Source organism: Enterobacter sp. BWH52, assembly GCF_001037565.1.
Lineage (GTDB): Bacteria > Pseudomonadota > Gammaproteobacteria > Enterobacterales > Enterobacteriaceae > Enterobacter > Enterobacter hormaechei_C.
In genome coordinates this window covers 35,869-54,045 of the sequence record NZ_KQ089857.1, presented here as the reverse complement: position 1 = coordinate 54,045, position 18,177 = coordinate 35,869, and the positions used below count along the sequence as shown (strand labels likewise).

At 54.3% G+C, this 18,177-nt stretch carries 11 protein-coding genes and 3 pseudogenes; 11 read left to right on the top strand and 3 right to left on the bottom strand.

The window, feature by feature from the left end:
• Positions 1 to 83: 83 nt before the first annotated feature.
• The 6 genes and pseudogenes from traD to SK47_RS24035 all read left to right on the top strand — a co-directional run.
• Positions 84 to 2,681, top strand: coding sequence for a type IV conjugative transfer system coupling protein TraD (gene traD, locus SK47_RS22065; protein WP_048245152.1), 2,598 nt, complete (start codon positions 84 to 86; stop codon positions 2,679 to 2,681).
• The gene (gene traI, locus SK47_RS22060) at positions 2,678 to 8,101 is read left to right on the top strand and encodes a conjugative transfer relaxase/helicase TraI (protein ID WP_048245150.1); all 5,424 of its coding nucleotides are present in this window, start codon (positions 2,678 to 2,680) and stop codon (positions 8,099 to 8,101) included. The genes traD and traI overlap by 4 nt, the downstream gene beginning before the upstream one ends.
• A 28-nt stretch (positions 8,102 to 8,129) precedes the next feature.
• Positions 8,130 to 8,918 (top strand): annotated as a pseudogene (locus SK47_RS22055) (DsbA family protein).
• Positions 8,919 to 9,063: 145 nt separating this feature from the next.
• Entirely contained in the window at positions 9,064 to 9,291 is a 228-nt protein-coding gene (locus tag SK47_RS22050) for a type II toxin-antitoxin system Phd/YefM family antitoxin (protein ID WP_045325829.1), read from the top strand.
• A 26-nt stretch (positions 9,292 to 9,317) separates the two neighbouring features.
• On the top strand, positions 9,318 to 9,653 hold the full coding sequence (locus tag SK47_RS24390; protein WP_045325827.1) for a hypothetical protein: 336 nt from the start codon (positions 9,318 to 9,320) through the stop codon (positions 9,651 to 9,653).
• A gap of 13 nt (positions 9,654 to 9,666) precedes the next feature.
• Positions 9,667 to 9,825 (top strand): annotated as a pseudogene (locus SK47_RS24035) (type II toxin-antitoxin system YafO family toxin); the annotation flags it as partial.
• 197 nt (positions 9,826 to 10,022) lie between these two features.
• On the opposite strand, the gene SK47_RS22035 reads toward SK47_RS24035, so the two are convergent.
• Complete coding sequence (locus SK47_RS22035) at positions 10,023 to 11,012, bottom strand: tyrosine-type recombinase/integrase (protein ID WP_045325823.1); 990 nt, start codon at positions 11,010 to 11,012, stop codon at positions 10,023 to 10,025.
• A gap of 218 nt (positions 11,013 to 11,230) precedes the next feature.
• On the opposite strand from SK47_RS22035, the gene SK47_RS22030 reads away from it, so the two are divergent.
• From SK47_RS22030 to SK47_RS22010, 5 genes and pseudogenes are all read left to right on the top strand, one after another.
• Positions 11,231 to 11,902, top strand: a complete 672-nt coding sequence (locus tag SK47_RS22030; RefSeq protein WP_045325821.1) for a hypothetical protein — start codon at positions 11,231 to 11,233, stop codon at positions 11,900 to 11,902.
• The gene (locus SK47_RS24030) at positions 11,902 to 12,270 is read left to right on the top strand and encodes a hypothetical protein (RefSeq protein WP_045325818.1); all 369 of its coding nucleotides are present in this window, start codon (positions 11,902 to 11,904) and stop codon (positions 12,268 to 12,270) included. The genes SK47_RS22030 and SK47_RS24030 overlap by 1 nt, the downstream gene beginning before the upstream one ends.
• A gap of 144 nt (positions 12,271 to 12,414) precedes the next feature.
• Positions 12,415 to 13,441: pseudogene (locus SK47_RS22020) on the top strand (IS630 family transposase).
• Between the two features lie 608 nt (positions 13,442 to 14,049).
• Positions 14,050 to 15,063 carry a plasmid replication initiator RepA gene (repA, locus tag SK47_RS22015; RefSeq protein ID WP_045325816.1) on the top strand — a complete coding sequence of 338 codons (1,014 nt, stop codon included), beginning with the start codon at positions 14,050 to 14,052 and terminating at the stop codon, positions 15,061 to 15,063.
• An 889-nt stretch (positions 15,064 to 15,952) separates the two neighbouring features.
• Entirely contained in the window at positions 15,953 to 16,756 is an 804-nt protein-coding gene (locus SK47_RS22010; RefSeq protein WP_045325899.1) for a DUF4225 domain-containing protein, read from the top strand.
• Here SK47_RS22010 and SK47_RS22005 read toward each other — a convergent pair.
• Together SK47_RS22005 and SK47_RS22000 are read right to left on the bottom strand one after the other, a co-directional pair.
• Entirely contained in the window at positions 16,734 to 17,057 is a 324-nt protein-coding gene (locus SK47_RS22005) for a hypothetical protein (RefSeq protein WP_045325814.1), read from the bottom strand. The two genes, SK47_RS22010 and SK47_RS22005, sit on opposite strands and share 23 nt — an antisense overlap.
• A 14-nt stretch (positions 17,058 to 17,071) precedes the next feature.
• Positions 17,072 to 17,842 carry a TraX family protein gene (locus tag SK47_RS22000; protein ID WP_045325811.1) on the bottom strand — a complete coding sequence of 257 codons (771 nt, stop codon included), beginning with the start codon at positions 17,840 to 17,842 and terminating at the stop codon, positions 17,072 to 17,074.
• Between the last annotated feature and the right edge of the window lie 335 nt (positions 17,843 to 18,177).

The following is an 18,177-nucleotide window of genomic DNA, read 5'->3' as shown; positions in this document are numbered from 1 at the left end:
TTTTCATCACCCCTTTTTAACTTTTCTTCCCTGATAACACACATCACCAGACAGGTGATGCGATAACGGCCGGACAACACTCTATGAGCTTCGCAGGAAAAAACCTTACCCAGGGCGGGCAGATGACCGCCTACCGCTGGCGCATGTTCATTCAGGTGAACAACTGGATAGGATTCTGGATCTTCATCCTGTTCGCCGTGCTGACTACCGCCATCTTTCTCTGGCGAATTCCCCAGGAAGCCCTGGATAACGGCTCCCTGTGGTGGTTCGCCAGTATCAACAGCAGTTTTATCGATCTAATGCCGGCAACGGGGACGCCAAAGATATACGACGTTCACTACTGGTATGCTCCGACCGCGACGGCAATGGTGCTGAAAATGACGTTACCACAGATTTATACCGACCCGTACATGCAGGCAATGGGCGATCAGTGTCTGCGTGAATTGCAATGGGCGGCCGGTGCCAGTGGCATCTTCAGCCTGGTGGTGTTCCTGGCGGTGACCTGGTTTATCGCGGATATCGGGCGGAAAGAAAGCGAAGATGAATACATTTCCGGCATGGAGCTGACGGACAAGCCGGCAGAAGTCAATAAACTGCTGCGTAAAAACGGTGAACTGTCCGACCTTCGGGTGGGTGATCTGCATATGGTCAGGATGGCAGAAGTGCTGAACTTCCTGATGCATGGCACCATCGGGGTGGGGAAGTCGACGCTGATACGCTGGCTTCTGGATCACATCCGTAAGCGCGGTGACAGAGCCATTATTTACGACTCCGGCTGTACCTTTACCGAAACCCATTACAACCCCGACACCGATTTCATTCTAAACGCTCACGATGAACGCTGTGCCAACTGGCAGATGTGGGGAGAGTGTGTTGATGCAGTCGACTATGACAACCTGGCCGCCAGCCTTATCCCGGTCGAAGGGGATTCAGACCCATTCTGGGTATCCAGCTCGCGCACTATCTACGCTGACCTGGCCATACGTATGTCTGTAGACCCGGAACGCAGCATTGAGAAGTTTCTCAAAACACTTCTCTCACTCAGCATGAAAAATCTGCGTACCTATCTGGCCAACACGCCCTCAGCCAACCTGGTTGAAGAGAAGATCGAGAAAACAGCCATTTCCATTCGCTCGGTAGTGACTAACTACGCCAAAGCCCTTCGCTATCTACAGGGACTGGATGACGGAACCCGGCCCCCTTTTACTATCCGCGATTGGATGACGCAGGCGCGCTATGACAACAGCTGGTTGTTTATCTCCACTCAGGCCCGTCATCGTAAGAGCGTGAGGCCGTTAATCTCCTTGTGGGTATCGCTGGCCACGCTGATGCTCCAGAGCATGGGTGAGAACAGTGATCGCCGGGTGTGGTTCATTATCGACGAAGCCCCGAGCCTTCAGCGAATCCCGGAGCTGGCCGAAACACTGGCTGAAGCGCGTAAGTTCGGGGGATGTTTTGTGCTGGGCATGCAGAACATGGCGCAGCTGGTTCACGTCTACGGCCGTGAGCTGGCCAAAAGCATCTTCGACCTGATGAACACCCGCATGTACGGTCGTTCACCGAGTGCTGAGATGGCCAAGGTGGTGGAAGAAGAGCTGGGCAACCAGCGTAAGCGAAAAATCCGCGAGCAGAACAGCTACGGTCTGGACCAGGTGCGTGACGGTGTGTCCCTCGGCAAGGATGAGGTCAATAATCCCATCGTCGACTACGAGCAAATCATGCGTCTGCCAAACCTCAACTTCTACGTGCGTCTCCCGGGTGAATACCCGGTTGTTCGCCTGAAGCTGAAGTACCGCGCCATGAAAAAACGCCATGCAGGCCTGATAGAACGCAACATTCGTGATGCGCTCAGCCCGGAGCTGGAAAAAATCATTCAGGAGAACGAACGCGCTGCTGCTGCCGCAGGACTTACATTCCCGAGCGGTGATGAAGCGCTGGAGAAGGGGAGGGAGTCCATATTTGTGACTGGCGCCGCCGCATCAGCAGCGTCTGCCGGCACCACGGCTGCGACGCAAATCGCTGTACCGCGTCAGGACAAGCCGGTGGAAGGAAAGTCCCCTGTCAGTACCGGGTTGGTTGTACCTGCTGTACGGCCGGCCGTGGCTCCCGTCCCCACCCAGTCTAAGGTGCCGGATACTGAACCCGCCCCTGAAAAGCACAGCACGGTGAAACCCCCCGTCACTGAAGAGAAAAAAGATAACGTCGTTTCGATCCGACCTTCCGCGCCGGTGCAGAAAACAGATGACGTATCCGAAAGGCCACACCCCTCCACACAGGTGGTCGCTCATGAGTCTGCCACCGGCTCAGCTCCAGCAGTACCCGAGGCCATCAAAGCTCTGCGCAATCGTCACAACTTACCAGAACAGCCCGTTGCCTCGCCCCTGAGCATGCTGCACAGGGCACGCCAGCGACCGGCCGCTTCGGAAAGCGAGCAGCAGACGGAAGATAACGGTGGTGGTGAGTCCATGAATCTCGAAATGAAGGTAACAGAACTGCCTGACGGCGGCCTGAGCGTGACGACAGCGGGTAAGCCGGTCGCGCCGGTAAAAACGGAAGAAGCGTACCGGGCGAACCGGCAGCTGGCGCAGGAAGAAGAGAACATTTTACTTCACCGTGACGCGGACGACCCGGGTTACGACGAAAACGATCAGCATTATTACGACAGAGAACATGATATATGATGTCAGTCGCACCCGTAGCGTCAGCCGGCGAGGCAGCAGGCTACTACAGTAATTCCGATAACTACTATTTTCTGGGCAGTCTTCAGAGTCTGTGGATGGGAGAAGGTGCAAAAGCGCTGGGCCTTGAGGGCAATGTCCGTGGCGATGACCTGACGGCCGTGCTTGAGGGCCGTCTGCCGGACGGCTCACGGCTTGGCAAGGAGGTTAACGGTAAGCACATTCACCGTCCCGGCCATGACCTGACCTTTTCTGCCCCCAAAAGTGTCTCGATACTGGCCCTGATCGGCAACGATAAAGAAATGGTGGAAGCGCACAACCATGCCGTCCGTGTGGCAGCCGGCTATGTGGAGAAGCTTATTTCTGCGCGCGACACGAAAGACGGCGTCACGTCCATCGTGCACACCGGCAGGATGGTGGCCGCCGCCTATACGCATGACACATCCCGCAACCTTGATCCGCAGCTGCACACCCACCTGCTCATCGCCAACATGACGGAGTATGCGGGCAAATGGAAAGCCCTGGCCACTGATTACATTCATAATGCCGGGTTTATTGAGACCGTCATGAAGCACCAGGTCACGCTCGGTAAAATTTACCGCAGCGCCCTGCGTGAACGGGTTGAAGCGCTCGGTCATGAAGTTGAAGAAGTCGGTAAACATGGCATGTGGGAGATCAAGGGCGTTCCGGAAGACGTCAGGGACGAATATTCCTCCCGGGGCCGGGAAATTCAGGGGGCCGTGGGGGCTGAAGCCACGCTGCGCAGCCGGGATGTGGCCGCGAAAGACACCCGCAGAGCGAAAGTTGACCCTTCTCGTATGCGCCTGATGGAGCGCTGGCTGGGACAAATGAAGGAGAAGGGATTTGACCTGAAAGCGTATCAGGAGAGCGTGGTGCCGCGTGATGCAGGTCTTCGTGACACACCGCCTCAGCCGGAGCGAGGTCTTCAGGCAACGCCGGTTCATACCGGGCCTGAACAGGTTACCCCGCAGGCGTCGTTGAGGGCCGAAAAAAGTCACGACACACCTGCTCAGTCCGCAGAACGGGAGAGCCTGTCCCGTCAGCCTATAGTACAGCCGGCTGACTCACTGCGTCAGCCGGCACAGGCCGGACCCGGAAAAACGCCGCTGGCCAGGAGCTTGCCCGCAGCGCAGCCGAACACGGAAATGGCCCGCCCGGAACTGGCTGAGGCAGTCCGGCTGGCCATCTCGCAGTTAAGCGACAGTAAAACACGTTTTACGTTTGGTGAACTTATGCTGACCACGGCGGAGCTGAGCGAACGGCTGCCGGAGATTCAGGATATTCGTGTGGCCATCGATGCGGCGCTGAAGGACGGCATGATTGTGCCGCTGGACAGTGAGAAAGGGGTCTTCACCTCCCGTATTCACCTGCTGGATGAACTCTCGATCCAGGCACTGAGTCAGGAGCATCTCAAATCCACAAAGGTCGTCAGCTTCACCCGCCCGGCGCAGTACGCGCCGGCGGCGCTGGAAGTTGTGGAGAAAAACGCCTTGGCTCTGATGAATGCCCCGTCAGGCGTGGCGGGCATCCGTGACCTGACCGCACAGCTGGCCGGTATTTCCACCGCGAACGGTCGTGACGTGCAGGTGCTGGCCAGCTCTGCCGAACGCGCCATTTCGCTGGCAAAATCCGATGATTTGCGGGAGCGGATTATCAGCCGGCAGCATGTTCTGAGCGGTGATTTCCACCTGAAACCTCAGAGCACGCTGATCATCGAGGGGGCGGAGCGTCTGGGGCTAAAGGAGACGCTGGTTCTGCTGGGCGAAGCGCGCGCGCAGGATGCGCAGCTGGTCTTTCTCGACAGTGCCGGGCGTCAGGCGAACGGTAACGCCATGTCCGTCCTGGAGTCAGCCGGTGTGGCCCGCTCCCGCCGCACGGAGCCGTCTCCGGGGCTTGAGGCCGAAGTGGTCAGTATTCCGGACAAACGCGACCGTTACGAGGCGCTGGCCAGCCGGTTTGCCGAGCTGAGCGGCGGCCATGAAAACGTCACCGCCGTCGTGGTCGGCAGGCGTGAACAGGCGCAGCTGACGGGCCTGGTGCGTGAGGCGTTGCAGAACGCAGGACAGCTGGGGCGCGACGGCGTGGAGATAGAGGCCCGGCAGCCGGTCTGGCTTGACAGCAAAACACGCCGGATGCCCGGTTCATACCGTCCCGGCATGGTGCTTGAAGATCGCACGGACGCAAAAGAGCGTAAATCGTATGTGATTGACCGGGTGCATGAGGACACGCGGGTTCTCTCGCTAATCGACGGTGACGGCGTGCTGACACGGATGAAAATCGGGGATATCAGCGCTGACTGGCGTCTCTTCAGCCGTGAAACCCTCAGCGTGGCCACCGGCGAAAAACTGCTGGCCGTGGCGGGGGATCGTGAGCACAGCCTGAAGGCAAAAGACCGTCTTGAGGTGACCGGGATAAGTGAAAAGGGGATTGAGGTTAAACGGGGGGAAGACACCCTGACGCTGCCAAAAGACCAGCCGCTCTATCTGTCACATGCTTACGTGACCGCGCCGGGTGGGCGGGATAACGACACCGGTGTGGTGCTGGCCGCGCTGAACAGCCGCGACATCTCATCCCGGACCATGAACTCACTGGCACAGAGTGGCCACCGGGCGGAAGTGTTCACCGCCGAAGTGCAGGACCGGGCTGAAGCCCGGATGCAGCGTATGAAGACCAGTGTCTCTCCCGTGCAGCTGGTCAGAAACCTGAGTGGCCATGATGACGTCAGTCAGGCGGTTGATTCACTGCATGACAGCGTCCGGACGGACGCCGGGCTGGCCGTCTGGCGTGCCATCAATGACCAGCGCACCGTGGTGTTCAGCGAACTTAAGCTTGCGACAGAAGCGCAGAAATATCATCCCGACCTTGAGGCCATCGGGAATGAAATCGGGGCGATGGTCAAAAACGGCGAGTTGCTCTGCGTGTCAGCAGGCGGAGAGCCGATGCTGGTTTCCCGGGCGACCTGGGAGATGGAAAAAGCCATTCTGCGCGTAGTGGATGAAGGGAAAGGTACGCAGCAGCCGTTGCTGGAACAGGTACCCGAGGCCGTGCTGAACGGCCTGACTGAGGGGCAGAAAAAGGCGACCACCCTGGTGCTGGGCTCCACGGATCAGTTTATCGGGATTCAGGGCTATGCCGGCGTGGGGAAAACCACGCAGCTGAAGGCGGTGATATCTGCACTGGAGACCATACCGGCGGACGTTCGTCCGGTTATGACGGGGCTTGCTCCAACCCACCAGGCGGTGAAAGAGATGAGCGACGTCGGTGTTCGGGCGCAGACCATCAAATCCTTTATCGTTGAGCATGATCAGGCCACGGCCACAGGCAGGAAGCCTGACTATAAAGGGCAGGTGTTTCTTATCGATGAGTCCTCAATGGCAGGCAACCAGGATACGGCGGCACTGTTCCAGGCCATTGCCAGCGGCGGCGGTCGCGCGGTCTCGATGGGGGATATCGATCAGTTTGAAGCGGTCGACGTGGGCGCACCCTTTAAGCTGATGCAGGAGCGCAGCCCGATGGATGTGGCCATCATGAAGCAAATCGTCCGCCAGAAGGACATGCAGCTGCGCGGTGCCGTTCACGACATCATTGATAACCGGATCGATGCGGCCCTTCAGCGTATTGAAACCCAGCCGGCTGACCGTGTGGCGCGAGGCGCTTCGGCCACGCTCCCCGGGAGTGCCATTCAGGAAACGGAGACGCCCGTTACAGACATCGTGTCCGACTGGACAGGCCGCACACTGGAGGCACGGTCCCGCACGCTAATCATTGCGCAGCTGAACGCCGACCGTAAGGCGATAAATGCCGGTATTCATGCCGCGCTGGCTACGCGGGGTGAACTGGGAGAGAAAGCCATTAGGGTGCCCGTGCTCGATAAAATCACCCATACCCGCCATGAGTTCAATAAAACAGAGGCCTGGCAGCCGGGAATGGTGGTTAAACGCGGCGAACGCTACCAGGATGTGCTGGCCGTTGACCGTAACGGCAGAACGGTGACGGTACGTGATGAGGAGGGGAAAATTGGCCTGTATTCCCCGAAGGAGCTGATCACTGGCGACGTGCAGCTGTTTCGACGCAGTGAGATGGAAGTCCGCGCCGGCGATCTGCTTAAGTTCACGGCGACCGATCGCGAACAGGGGCAGATGGCCAACCAGCGCTATACGGTGGAGTCGGTCAGCGAGACGGGGAATATTCGTCTGAAGGGGGAGAACGGTCGCGTTACCATCAATCCGGAGAACGTCCGGGCGCAGCAGCATATCGACTACGGCTGGGCCGTCACCGGCTACGGTGCGCAGGGGGCCAGTACCGATTATGTCATTGCGCTTGAGGGCACGGAAGGCGGGCGTAAGGCGCTTGCCTCCCGTCGTGCCTTCTACATCACGGCATCGCGCGTGAAGGAGCACGTCCAGATTTATACCGACGGGAAAGCGGACTGGGTTAAGGCGGTAAAAACGCCGGAGCGGGATATCAAAACGGCGCACGATGCGCTGGCACCCGAAACGCAGCGAAAACAGGCGAAAGCCATCTGGGCCATGGGGCAGCCGGTGAATAAAACGGCCATTGGCCGCGCCTGGGTGCGCCATCAGGGCATGCAGGACGCGTCACTGACGGCAAAAATTATCCCGGCCACCCGGCGCTTTCCCGAACCGGCGCTGGCGCTGCCGGTGTATGACAACAATGGCCGGAGTGCGGGCCTGGCCCTGGTTTCTCTGGTTGCCAGCCCGGAAGGCCGGATGACGCAGGGGGAGACCCGGATGGTTATGACAGAGCGTGCCCGTGGTGCCGTGCTGCAGCGGAGTCAGTCCGGAAACACGATTGTGGTCAGCGATCTGTCGGCCGCACTCGATGCAGTACGACATCACCCGAAGGACGGCGTGGTCTGGCAGACCGGCGATGAGCCGCCTTCTGCATGGCTGCTTAAGGTGAGCGGCGGGACAAAACAGGATGTGTCACCGGGTATTGTCTCCACGCTGACGGACGAGCAGAACGTACAGCAGCTGCGTGAGCAGATGCTGGCAGACCAGGTTCGCAATGAAGACGCCGGACGGAACAGGCAGCCGGCGTCGTTGCTGACGGAAATTCCGCAGGAAGAGGTGATCAGACTGAAACCGGAAGATATTAACCCGCGTAAACCGGAACCAATCAACCCTGATGCTGATGTGATCGCCAGGGCGAGAGGTGAGGAAAACACCGGTGGACAGGAAATGAAAGCCGCAGCAGAAGTCAGAAATGAGCTGGAAGGTGCTGACAAGACATCCGGTGAACTGTCGCGGGCATCGCGGGTGATTGCAGATCTGGCAAACGCTGAACGCGACATGCTCAGGGCGGCAGAAAATGCTGAACGCGGCCGCATGCCGGAGCGTGAAGAACAGACCCTAACCCGTACCATTCAGAAAGAACGCTAATCCCCTTTTAAACCATGAGAATCAGGCAATGAAAGCAAACAAATTAGCAGCATTTATAGTTACAACATACATCGGCTTTATTTCAACGGCACACGCTTCGGCCCCGCAGCCGATATTCAGCCCGGAACAAGAGGCCCGTATCGGGGAAATCGCAGCAGACTATCTGGTGTCCCACCCGGAGACACTGGTGACGGTCAGTAAAAACCTACAGGAACAGCAGCAGGCGCGTAAGCAGAAGATGTTTGCACTCAGCGTGATGTAGAATCAGGCGAGCCTTCTTCATGATCCGGACACACCTGCTGTCGGACCTGAAAATGCAGAGGTCGCGGTGATTGAATTCTTTGATTACCAGTGCATGTTCTGTAGCCGCTTCGCTCCGGAACTGGAGAAAGTTATGAAAGCGCAGCCTGACGTCCGCTACCTCTTTAAGGAGTGGCCAATTTTTGGTGGTCGCTGGGAAGCTTCACGTCAGGCCGCGCAGCAGGGGCTGACGGTCTGGCAAAAGAAAGGGCCGCAGGCCTATATCACCTATCACAATGCGATCTATGCCAGCGGCCATAATGAAGGCAAACTGACGGCACAAGATATTCAAGGGGCAGCGTCGAAAGCGGGACTGGCCACCCCGGTTCCGGGTGACCATACATCGTCTCTGGAGAAAAACAGTAACCTGGCAGAGGCGCTGGGACTCACCGGCACACCGGGGATCATCGTCATGCCCGTTAGCGGAGCCACTCCTGACACCATCACGGTCTTCCCGGAAGCCGTCACCGCTGACAGACTCCAGGCCGCTATCCGGAAAGCCACCCAGGTGAAATGACCAGCAGAGACTTTTGTTCATTTACGATCAGGCCTGCTGCCGTAGTCTTCTGACGGGAACAGCCATCTAATCACAGTAATTTGGAATTGTAACGGAACTAAATTTAGACTATATTAAGTTCTGATTTAACGACAAGGCCTCCACTATGAAAGTTGAAACAATCTCTTTCGTAAAAAAGAACGCAGCATCCCTGGATCTTTCTGAGCCTATTCTGGTTACCCAAAACGGTGTACCTGCTTATGTTATTGAGTCATATGACCAGCAACAGGAACGGGAAAATGCCATAGCACTTCTTAAACTTTTGACGCTATCTGAACAGGATAAAGCTGAAGGGAGAGTGCTAACCAGAGAACAGTTGCTTGAAGGATTGTAAGGACGCTTTCTGCTTAAGGCACAAAAATGGAAAAAAACGTCGTTAAAATTGAATATACCGAAACAGTGAGAACCTGTCTGTCTGAGATCACATCTCACCTGAGACAGACAGAAATCGACCCAGGGCCTGTTCTGGCTGAAATACTGGATCAATACGAGAATCGCGTAAGCATTTACCCCTACGGATGTCAAAGTTCTCCGGAATTACTTAAAATAGGCGTCTCGAAATACCGTGAGTGTAATACAGCAAACGGTTATCGTGTTTTGTATAGCGTAGAGGATTCAGTCGTCACGACACACGCGATTCTTGCGCAACGACAGGACGTAAAGCAACTCTTGTTCAGACGTCTTATCAAGGCCTGAGAATTACAACCGTACTTCAGATTATTACCTCATTTACACAGTACATATGTGGGACAGCGGTCGCTTTCAGCTGACAGGGCTGATTACACCGGCTCATGAATGTATGCCTGCGAGAGATACCCGGTTACTTAGCAACTTCTCTGAAGTTGCTGAGAATTTTCATGCCTCATGAAAAGCTCCATCCGGCCCGACAGAACGCAGAAAGGCCGGTCATCCCGCTGTACAAAACCACCCCGGTTCAGAAGGAAGCAGGATGACCGGCCAGCTCCACTGTACAGGAAGATACGGCCCGGCACTATTCACGTTATGTTACTGAAACGATAGCCACTAACTATCTTATCAATTTATTAATTTAATAAGATAATTATGTCAGGTCAGATTGAGACGATCGCGGGCCGTTCGCAGACGTGTTTCCCCGCGGCGGTCGTACTGCTGGGTGGTGGTGACGCTGGCGTGGCCCATTGCATCCTTCACGGTAATCAAATCTTCCCCGTTGTCCAGCATGGCCGTGGCAAAGGTTCGCCGGAGATCATGAGGCGCGCATTTTCCAATACCCGCCTGCTTCTGCCGGACCTGCAGAATATGGTACACCGCCTGGTCGGTCAGCCGGTCGTTCGTCAGGGTGTCAAACCGGCGGATACGGGTGAACAGCGGACCCGGCTGCTCGCCCCGGACCTGGTCAATCCATAACAGCAGACGCTGCCAGCTCCCGGCCGGCATGTAGGACAGCCTTTCCTTGTTGCCTTTCCCCAGCACCCGCAGTGCACGTTCACTTGTGACAACGTCACGAAAATCCAGCCCCACGGCCTCCGAACGGCGCAGGCCGCAGCCGAGAATGACCGCCAGCATCGCCGCATCACGGACGCCGAGACTAGATTTATCCGTCTCACAGGCTTCGAACAGCGCCCGGATCTCTTCCGGCGGGAGGGCCCGGCCGCGCGGGAGACGACTGCCGCGCAGGTTGCGCACCGCACGGATGTGCTGGAAGCTCTCGACGTCCATCAGCCTGAGCATCCAGGCTTCCTTCGCCACCCCCTTGAGCGCAGAAAGGTAGGTGTTGACGGTGGCCGTGGCCCGGCCGGTGTCGCGCAGCAGCTCGGTCACGGCCATCACGTGATGGCGCCGCAGGCTGCCCCAGCTGCAGGACTCCAGGGAAGTGGCGCCGAGCATGCCGGCGACAATGCCCAGGAACGAGGCCATGGTCTGCCGGCTGCGGGGTGAATTGAGGGAAAGCAGGTAGGCCCGGGCGGGGCTGACCGGGCCTTCACCACCGGACTGCACCGGCAGAAAATCCTCTCCGGGCGGAAGAAGCGCCAGCGACAGGATCAGGTCCGGTTCATCATCAGGCATCTGTGTCATCAGGGCTCCGTCTGTGCCGGAAATCGTCCGGCGCGCTGTGTGAAAAATCGGGGTCAACGGTACAGTCAGAGCGTACCCCAGAGAGTCTACTTTTTCAAACGTACATTTTAATAAGTAGATTATTGCATGATTTTCTATCGTCTTCCTGCTATAAAAGAGTATGTTTTCGCTATAAAATTCACATATGACCATTTATACATAGCAATGCAGAAAAAGGGATGAAAATGATACATGTTATGAATTATCAGTTTGTTGTTTTCTTTAAGCAACATATTATTAGACCGGATACTTTTTTCAATACCCTTAATGAAGGAATTGGAAATTTATTTGATCGTATGCCCCAAATAATACCCATGCCTGCTGAGGTTCCACCTGAAATCCCTAGAGTAAGTGCTACCAACTCTAGTGATACATATCTAATGAATGTTTCACTAAACAGATTTGATTTTACAGTAAATGTGGCTGATTCTAAATTTAGAGAAGACGAAGCAATGAGCGACTTCATTGTAAAATTAAAGTTAATTATTAAAAACCTGCCAAATAATTATGATGTCAATAGAATTGGTATGGTTGGAAATTATTTTGAATTAGAAAAAAATCCTGCAACAGTTCTTGCAAAAAAACTTTCTCGTAAAGACCTGGGTTTAGTAAATGAATTCAATTACAGGTTCAATAAAATAAGTCAAGAATTTGGTTTTAATTTCAATCATATACTTTCATTTAGTAGCGCCTTAATAAATACAAAAGGTGTAGATGCTGAAGGTGTTTTTATTCAGAAGGATATCAATAATAACCCAACTGATGATATTTTCAAGAAAGAGCTAATTATTGATGTTTTAATGAAGAAAATTAAGGAGTTAACACCTGATAGTTTAGAGGGGATCTATTGATGGCGGCTCAGCAGAAACCTTCTTCCTCAAGCACGATTTTTGGAAGTTCTCAAATTAACACAGGTAGTTCATCTGTACTACAGATTGATGCAGCATGGATGGCATTTGAAAAAATGCTTGAGAAAAGGCTTGAAGAACTTAAACCAAAAAGTCCTTCGCAAATTAAAGCGAGCGGGGATAGTCGAAATAAAACGATAGTAATTTCAGCTTTAGTGATAATATTGGCAATAATTGTTATATACATCGGGGCTATTTATATTATTGATTCACAAACAGGCAAGGAGTTCACATCCTCGCTTATGCCTGTAATAACTGCAATTATTAGTGGGGTGTTTGGGTATCTCTCTGGTGAGAAGGCATCAAAATAGTTAGTTTTTGGTCGCCTTTTACAAGGTGGCCAAAAAGCTTTCTAAATAGCTGTTCCAAATAGTAGATCACCTGAAGGGAACTCAGTCCGGGTTGAGCGATCTGATCAACCGCTAAATATCCCAAATCACCAACCGGACTGAGCGATGTCGAGCATAGCACCCATACCCCGTAACGAACGACGCCTGATGAAGAAAACTATCCATAAAACGCGCGACAAGAATCACGCCCGCAGGTTGACCGCTATCCTGATGCTGCACCGGGGCTCTCGCGTCAGTGATGTCGCCAGAACGCTTTGCTGCGCCCGTTCGTCAATCGGTCGCTGGATTAACTGGCTCACTCTTTACGGCATTGAGGGACTGAAATCTCTGCCGCCGTGGACGCCGCTGGCCGTTTGAGCAGATCTGCGTGCTGTTACATCAACTCGCAAAACGTTCTCCGGGTGACTTTGGTTACCAGCGCTCACGCTGGAGCACGGAACTGCTGACGATAAAAATCAATGAGATAACCGGCTGTAGATTGCATGCTTCCACGATGCGGCGCTGGTTGCCTTCGGCCGGTCTGGTGTGGCGACGTGCAGCCCCTACGCTGCGTATTCGCGACCTCCATAAAGAAGAAAAAATGGCAGCCATCCGTGAGGCGCTGGAACAGCGCAGCGCTGAGCATCCCGTGTTCTACGAGGACGAAGTGGATATCCATCTGAATCCGAAAATCGGCGCGGACTGGCAGGTTCGTGGAGAGCAGAAACGCATCGTTACGCCGGGCCAGAACGAGAAATATTATCTGGCGGGGGCGTTACACTGCGGGACGGGAGAAGTCAGCTATGTTGGCGGAAGCAGTAAAAGCTCGTCTCTGTTTATCAGTCTGTTAGAGCACCTGAGAGCGACATACCGACGGGCAAAACAGCTCACGTTGATAGTGGATAACTACATCATCCACAAGAGCCGGGAGACGCTGCGCTGGCTGAAAGACAATCCGAAGTTCAGAGTGATTTATCAACCGGTGTACTCGCCGTGGGTGAATCATGTTGAACGGTTATGGCAGGCGCTACACGACACGATAACGCGAAATCATCAGTGCCGCTCAATGTGGCAACTGTTGAAAAAAGTTCGCCATTTTATGGAAACCGCCAGTCCGTTCCCCGGAGGGGGGCATGGTCTGGCAAAAGTGTAGCGGTATTAGGATCAGCTATTTAGTTCACTGATTACTTTCAAAACCAGCAGCTAATAGTGCAATAACAAAAACTGTACTTGATGAGTTTTTCTCCTAACTACTAGCATGGTGGCATTCTTTTCCTCGGGAACCTCCAATGCTTCAATTAGCACCACTTTGCTAGATGTAGTGGTTCGCCATGCCATCGTATGCAAAATATACAGGCACTAGATCTTAGGTGTGGAAAAATTACTGACGAGAAGGTAGTATTCGGATCGTCAGCGATCGTCTTGTGGTGGGACAGATTGTTGATTCAGTTTACTTTTGTGACCTAACTCAAACTGACGGTTTGGCTGCTTTGTGGTGAGGCAGGCGGGTGACAGAAGATGGTTTTTCGGAAGAAATGCGGACTTCCGGAAACTAACAGGGACAGGACGTGTCCGGTAAAACGTTCAGGAGCAGGTGACGGGATTTCCCGGAGCCTGAATGCACAAACCCCCCGATAACTGTCATCATCTTGGCGGAAGACACAGGTATCAGGGGGTCCAAAAGCAGGCTGATTGCCTGTGAAGGATTATAACGCATGCACCATAGAAAACAACACCCGGCCGCCATAAGTACAGGCCGCCGTGAATGAAAATCAGATTTCTGTTCATTGGTCAGATCTATCCAAAGATGAGCTAACCCGTTTCTGGCAGGATGTCGATGCCGGCACTCAAGGTAATTTCCTCATTGCACCGGTCAAAAAACTGACCCGCCGCAAACGCGGTGAGCATTCCACAAAAGCCAAATGTGAGAACCCGGCCTGGTATCGCCCGGAGCATTATAAAAAGCTCCCCGGACAGCTCGGTCATGCCTACAATCGCCTGGTGAAAAAAGACAAAGAAACCGGGCAGGTCAGCCTGCGCATGCATGTTTCTCGTCACCCTCTCTATGTCGCCGGCCGCCGTAAAGCAGGACGTAAATATGACTTCCGTCCGGAACGTCAGCGCCTGCTCGATGCGCTCTGGCCAGTGCTCATCAGCTTCTGTGATGCTGGCAAGCATACCGTTGGCATGTGTATCACCCGTCTTGCAAAAGAGCTCAGTGCAAAGGACGCAAAAGGCAATGTCATTCCTGAAACGGAGGTGACGGTGTCACGCCTTTCACGGCTTATTGAGGAACAGATACGGTTTGGCGTTCTGGGCCTTGCGGAAGAACGCACCTGGGATCGTGAATCCCGCTCCTGGCTGCCAACGTATGTTTATATCACCCCCGTTGGATTCCAGATGCTGGGCGTCGATATGGACAAGCTGTTTAAAGAGCAGGAGAAGAAGCTCCGCCAGAGCGCCGAGCGTGAGCAGCTGATCCGGGAAGGGGTGATGAGCGAACATGATGATGTTCAGCCCCACTCTGCGCGGAAATACTGGTCTGGCCGTAAGCGCCGGGAGGCACTCGTTTACCGCCGAAAAAAAGGCGCGGAGCGTAAACGTGCCAACAACCTGATTAAGCTGCCGGCAGATGAACGACTCCATGCAATGTCTGAATGGATTTACCGCACCCTGCCGCCTGACGAAGCGTACTGGTGCACATCAGAGCGCCTGAAGGCGCTGGCCATCCAGCATCTTTACCAGCTGGATCTGGCACTTTATCCACCGGACTAGTCACAAACGACACAACAGTGTTGCTGTTTACAGGCCCCTGACCGGGGCTTTTCGTGCTGGTTTTTCTCGGCCATTCTGCTCATATTTCACCCTTCACTCCTTTCTCTTTCAGTTCACCATGACGTTCTGCGTGTCGTGATGGCCCGCAGTGGCTACTGTCTCTTTTTTTTACACAGAAATCCGCAAACGAATAAGTGAAGTAACACGGAAATGAATAAAAGACATTCCGCAAAACAGTCTTACTTCACCTTTTTTATCTCTCTGTTCATTACATTCCAGAGTAGATCTTTGTCTTCAGCCACTCTGTGGATAACGTAAAATGCCTTCGCATGCAGCGGCTTCACGGCCGCGCGCTCAGAAGGAAATCAAAAGTACCTCCCGTCGCAAGCGCCGGACCCCGTTCTCGCCAGAACCCGGCACCACATACTTACCTGACCCCTGCTAAACCGACGCCGCCCCGGCCCGAAGGGCCGGAACACCCTCGCTTTAAGAGGGATGTTGTAACTAGACGTCAGAGCTGCTGCAGTTTGAGTCGCGATAAGCTCGTTGTACACGCTCGTAAGCGCCTCACGGCGCTAACGCGGAGATACAGCCCGTCAGCGGCCTCTGGCCTCGACGAGCTCACTCCGACCGCGCACATCATCATTCGGCGTGGCGGTTAACGGATATAGCTTTCCAGGGTAAGGGATGGGATAGGCAGAACCTTTCAAAGCGCAGCGGCTTACGCCGGTCACGGCGCCCGTCAACATTCTCGCCCTGTCTGACCTCAGCTGGCGCCTCCATGCCGCGATGCGGCATCGGTGAATTCTGCAGGGAATCGTACCCATTTTTTGTTGTCAAAAATCGTTTCGGGAATATGCTTTCAGAAACAGATAAGCGAGGCGATAAAATGGACACGTTGCTTTTACCCGGCCAGAATCCGCGTGCATGGGCGGAAACCATGATCAACCTGGAGGCCCGGAAGCTGGTGAATACGGCCAACACGGTGGCAGCCATGCACCTTCAGGATGGTTTTATCCGGATTCAGTTTGTGGATGAGATCAGAGCATTCATTATGACCCAGTTTGAAGCCGCGCGCCGGGCAAAAACGGATGATGACTGTATGGCCTGTCTGCGGGCCTTACGGGCTGAAAACACCAGCCTGCTGGAGCAGTCCCGATCGCTCAAAACCAGCTATGCAAAACTCTATGCCGAGGTGAAGGTTGTCCGGGACGAGAACAAAATTGTGGGCTACATCATTTCTGCGGTCGACGTCGTGGTGGCCGGTGCGGCCATCTTTGGTGGGATCGTCATGATGTCCTCGATGACGCCGGTGGGCGTGGTGGCCGGCGCGGTGATTGTCGTAAATGGATTCAATACGATTTCACGGGAAGCCGCGCACAACTTCCTCGGTGATAAGCAGACGGAAGGTATTTTCGCTGACGGCTCGATGGAGATCGCTGAATTTCTGGGATTCAGCCGGCAGCAGGGTCTGGGAACCTATAAGACGGTCACACTTTTCAGTGAAGTCTACGGTGCATATGGCCTGAGGCTGAAACCCGAAGCACAACGGCTGTGGTACTGGACCAGGCCCGATTTTTTCAGGAAAGTATCCAGCACGCCACGTCCCGCGATGGCGCTTAAAATTGCGGGATGGGGGGTTAAAGCCAAAGTGGCGCTTGATTTGCTGACTATTGAGCCTTCCGGGAAATAGTTTTCTGCAGGCGGAAAGCTTTCCAGCCCAGCGCAGGTGGAAAGGTCACCCAGGCAATGATCAGGACGACAAGGGAACTCATGCCCCCGGAAAGAATGTGTGTCCGGCTGCCGGCGATGAGGGTGACCAGCATAACCAGAACCAGCGCGACCGTGATCCATGCCGACACCCGGAAGCGCCGTGAGAGCGCTTCTATGAGATGCTGCATGGTGCCTCCGCCTGCTGCAAGCCGGCCCTGTAAGTTATCCACTTCGCTCTTGCTGAAACCTGCCTCAAGCAGCTCTTTCTCACTGATAGCCATCACGTCCTCCCTAATCAGGCGAAAGTATACTGTATCAGACCAATAATCCCCAGGTGACCGGCGTAAGCAAAATAAAAGAAATTACGCGGCATGAAACGCCTGCGGCCATCCGGACAGATTTGCCTGCTGAAAGAAACTACTGCCAGGGGGAATGCCAGAGTAGGCAGCGTGGCCAGTAATAATGTTTCTGCGGGTAGATCCAGAAGATGCGATAACCCGTTTAAACAAATCAGTGACAGCACGGCAGTAATGGCCGCCAGCCGCTGCACTCCGGGCATGCCACTGCCTGATAAGGTTGCCATACTGATGGCCAGCGTAATTCCTGCCAGCCCGTAGCTTGCCGGCTCCAGTGGCCAAATCATTAGGGCCAGGATCAGATATCCCGCAAGCATTCCTTTCCGGCCGTGCCGGTACTGCAGGGCAAGCAGCTGCGTGACGCCGGCAAATACGAACAGAATGTTCAGGGCCCACCAGGGCTGGTGATGCAGGAAGGCCAGGCTGAACACCGGCTGCGTAATGATTGCCCAGATCCACAACCGATTGGCTCTCTTCTGAAGTCGTTCCGGGGTGCGCTGTACGTTCATCGCCCATATAAGCGTGAACAGGGGGAAGGCCATCCGGCCAAGCGCATACATCATCGGCCAGGCTGGCGACAGAAACACCGTATTCGTGTGGTCGATAATCATGGCCAGAAGTGCGAGGAGCTTGACCATATCGAGAGCTGCGGGACTGAGCTGGCACGCGTTCCGGATACTGGGAAGAACGTTGGGTACTGAATGATTCATGTTGTATATACCCCTGGCGACACGCGGTTAACAGCCAACCCTGAACATAATGCCAGAATGCCCTGCCGGTTTGCGTTGTGACCCTGATCTTTAGTTTCTCCAGAATCTTGCGCACCGCAAATTCTGATTTATCACACAGCACGCGCATTGCACCTGCCACATCCTTATTCTGAATACAGATATTTAAAATATGAAAATCGTTCATAACACTCCCTTCCTTACTACATATATCGGCAAATATATTGATATATTTAGATTAAGGAGTGCAATTGCTTATTATTTTACCATATTTTGCAGGGGCAGATTTTTATAATTATAAAACAGGCTGCTGCAAA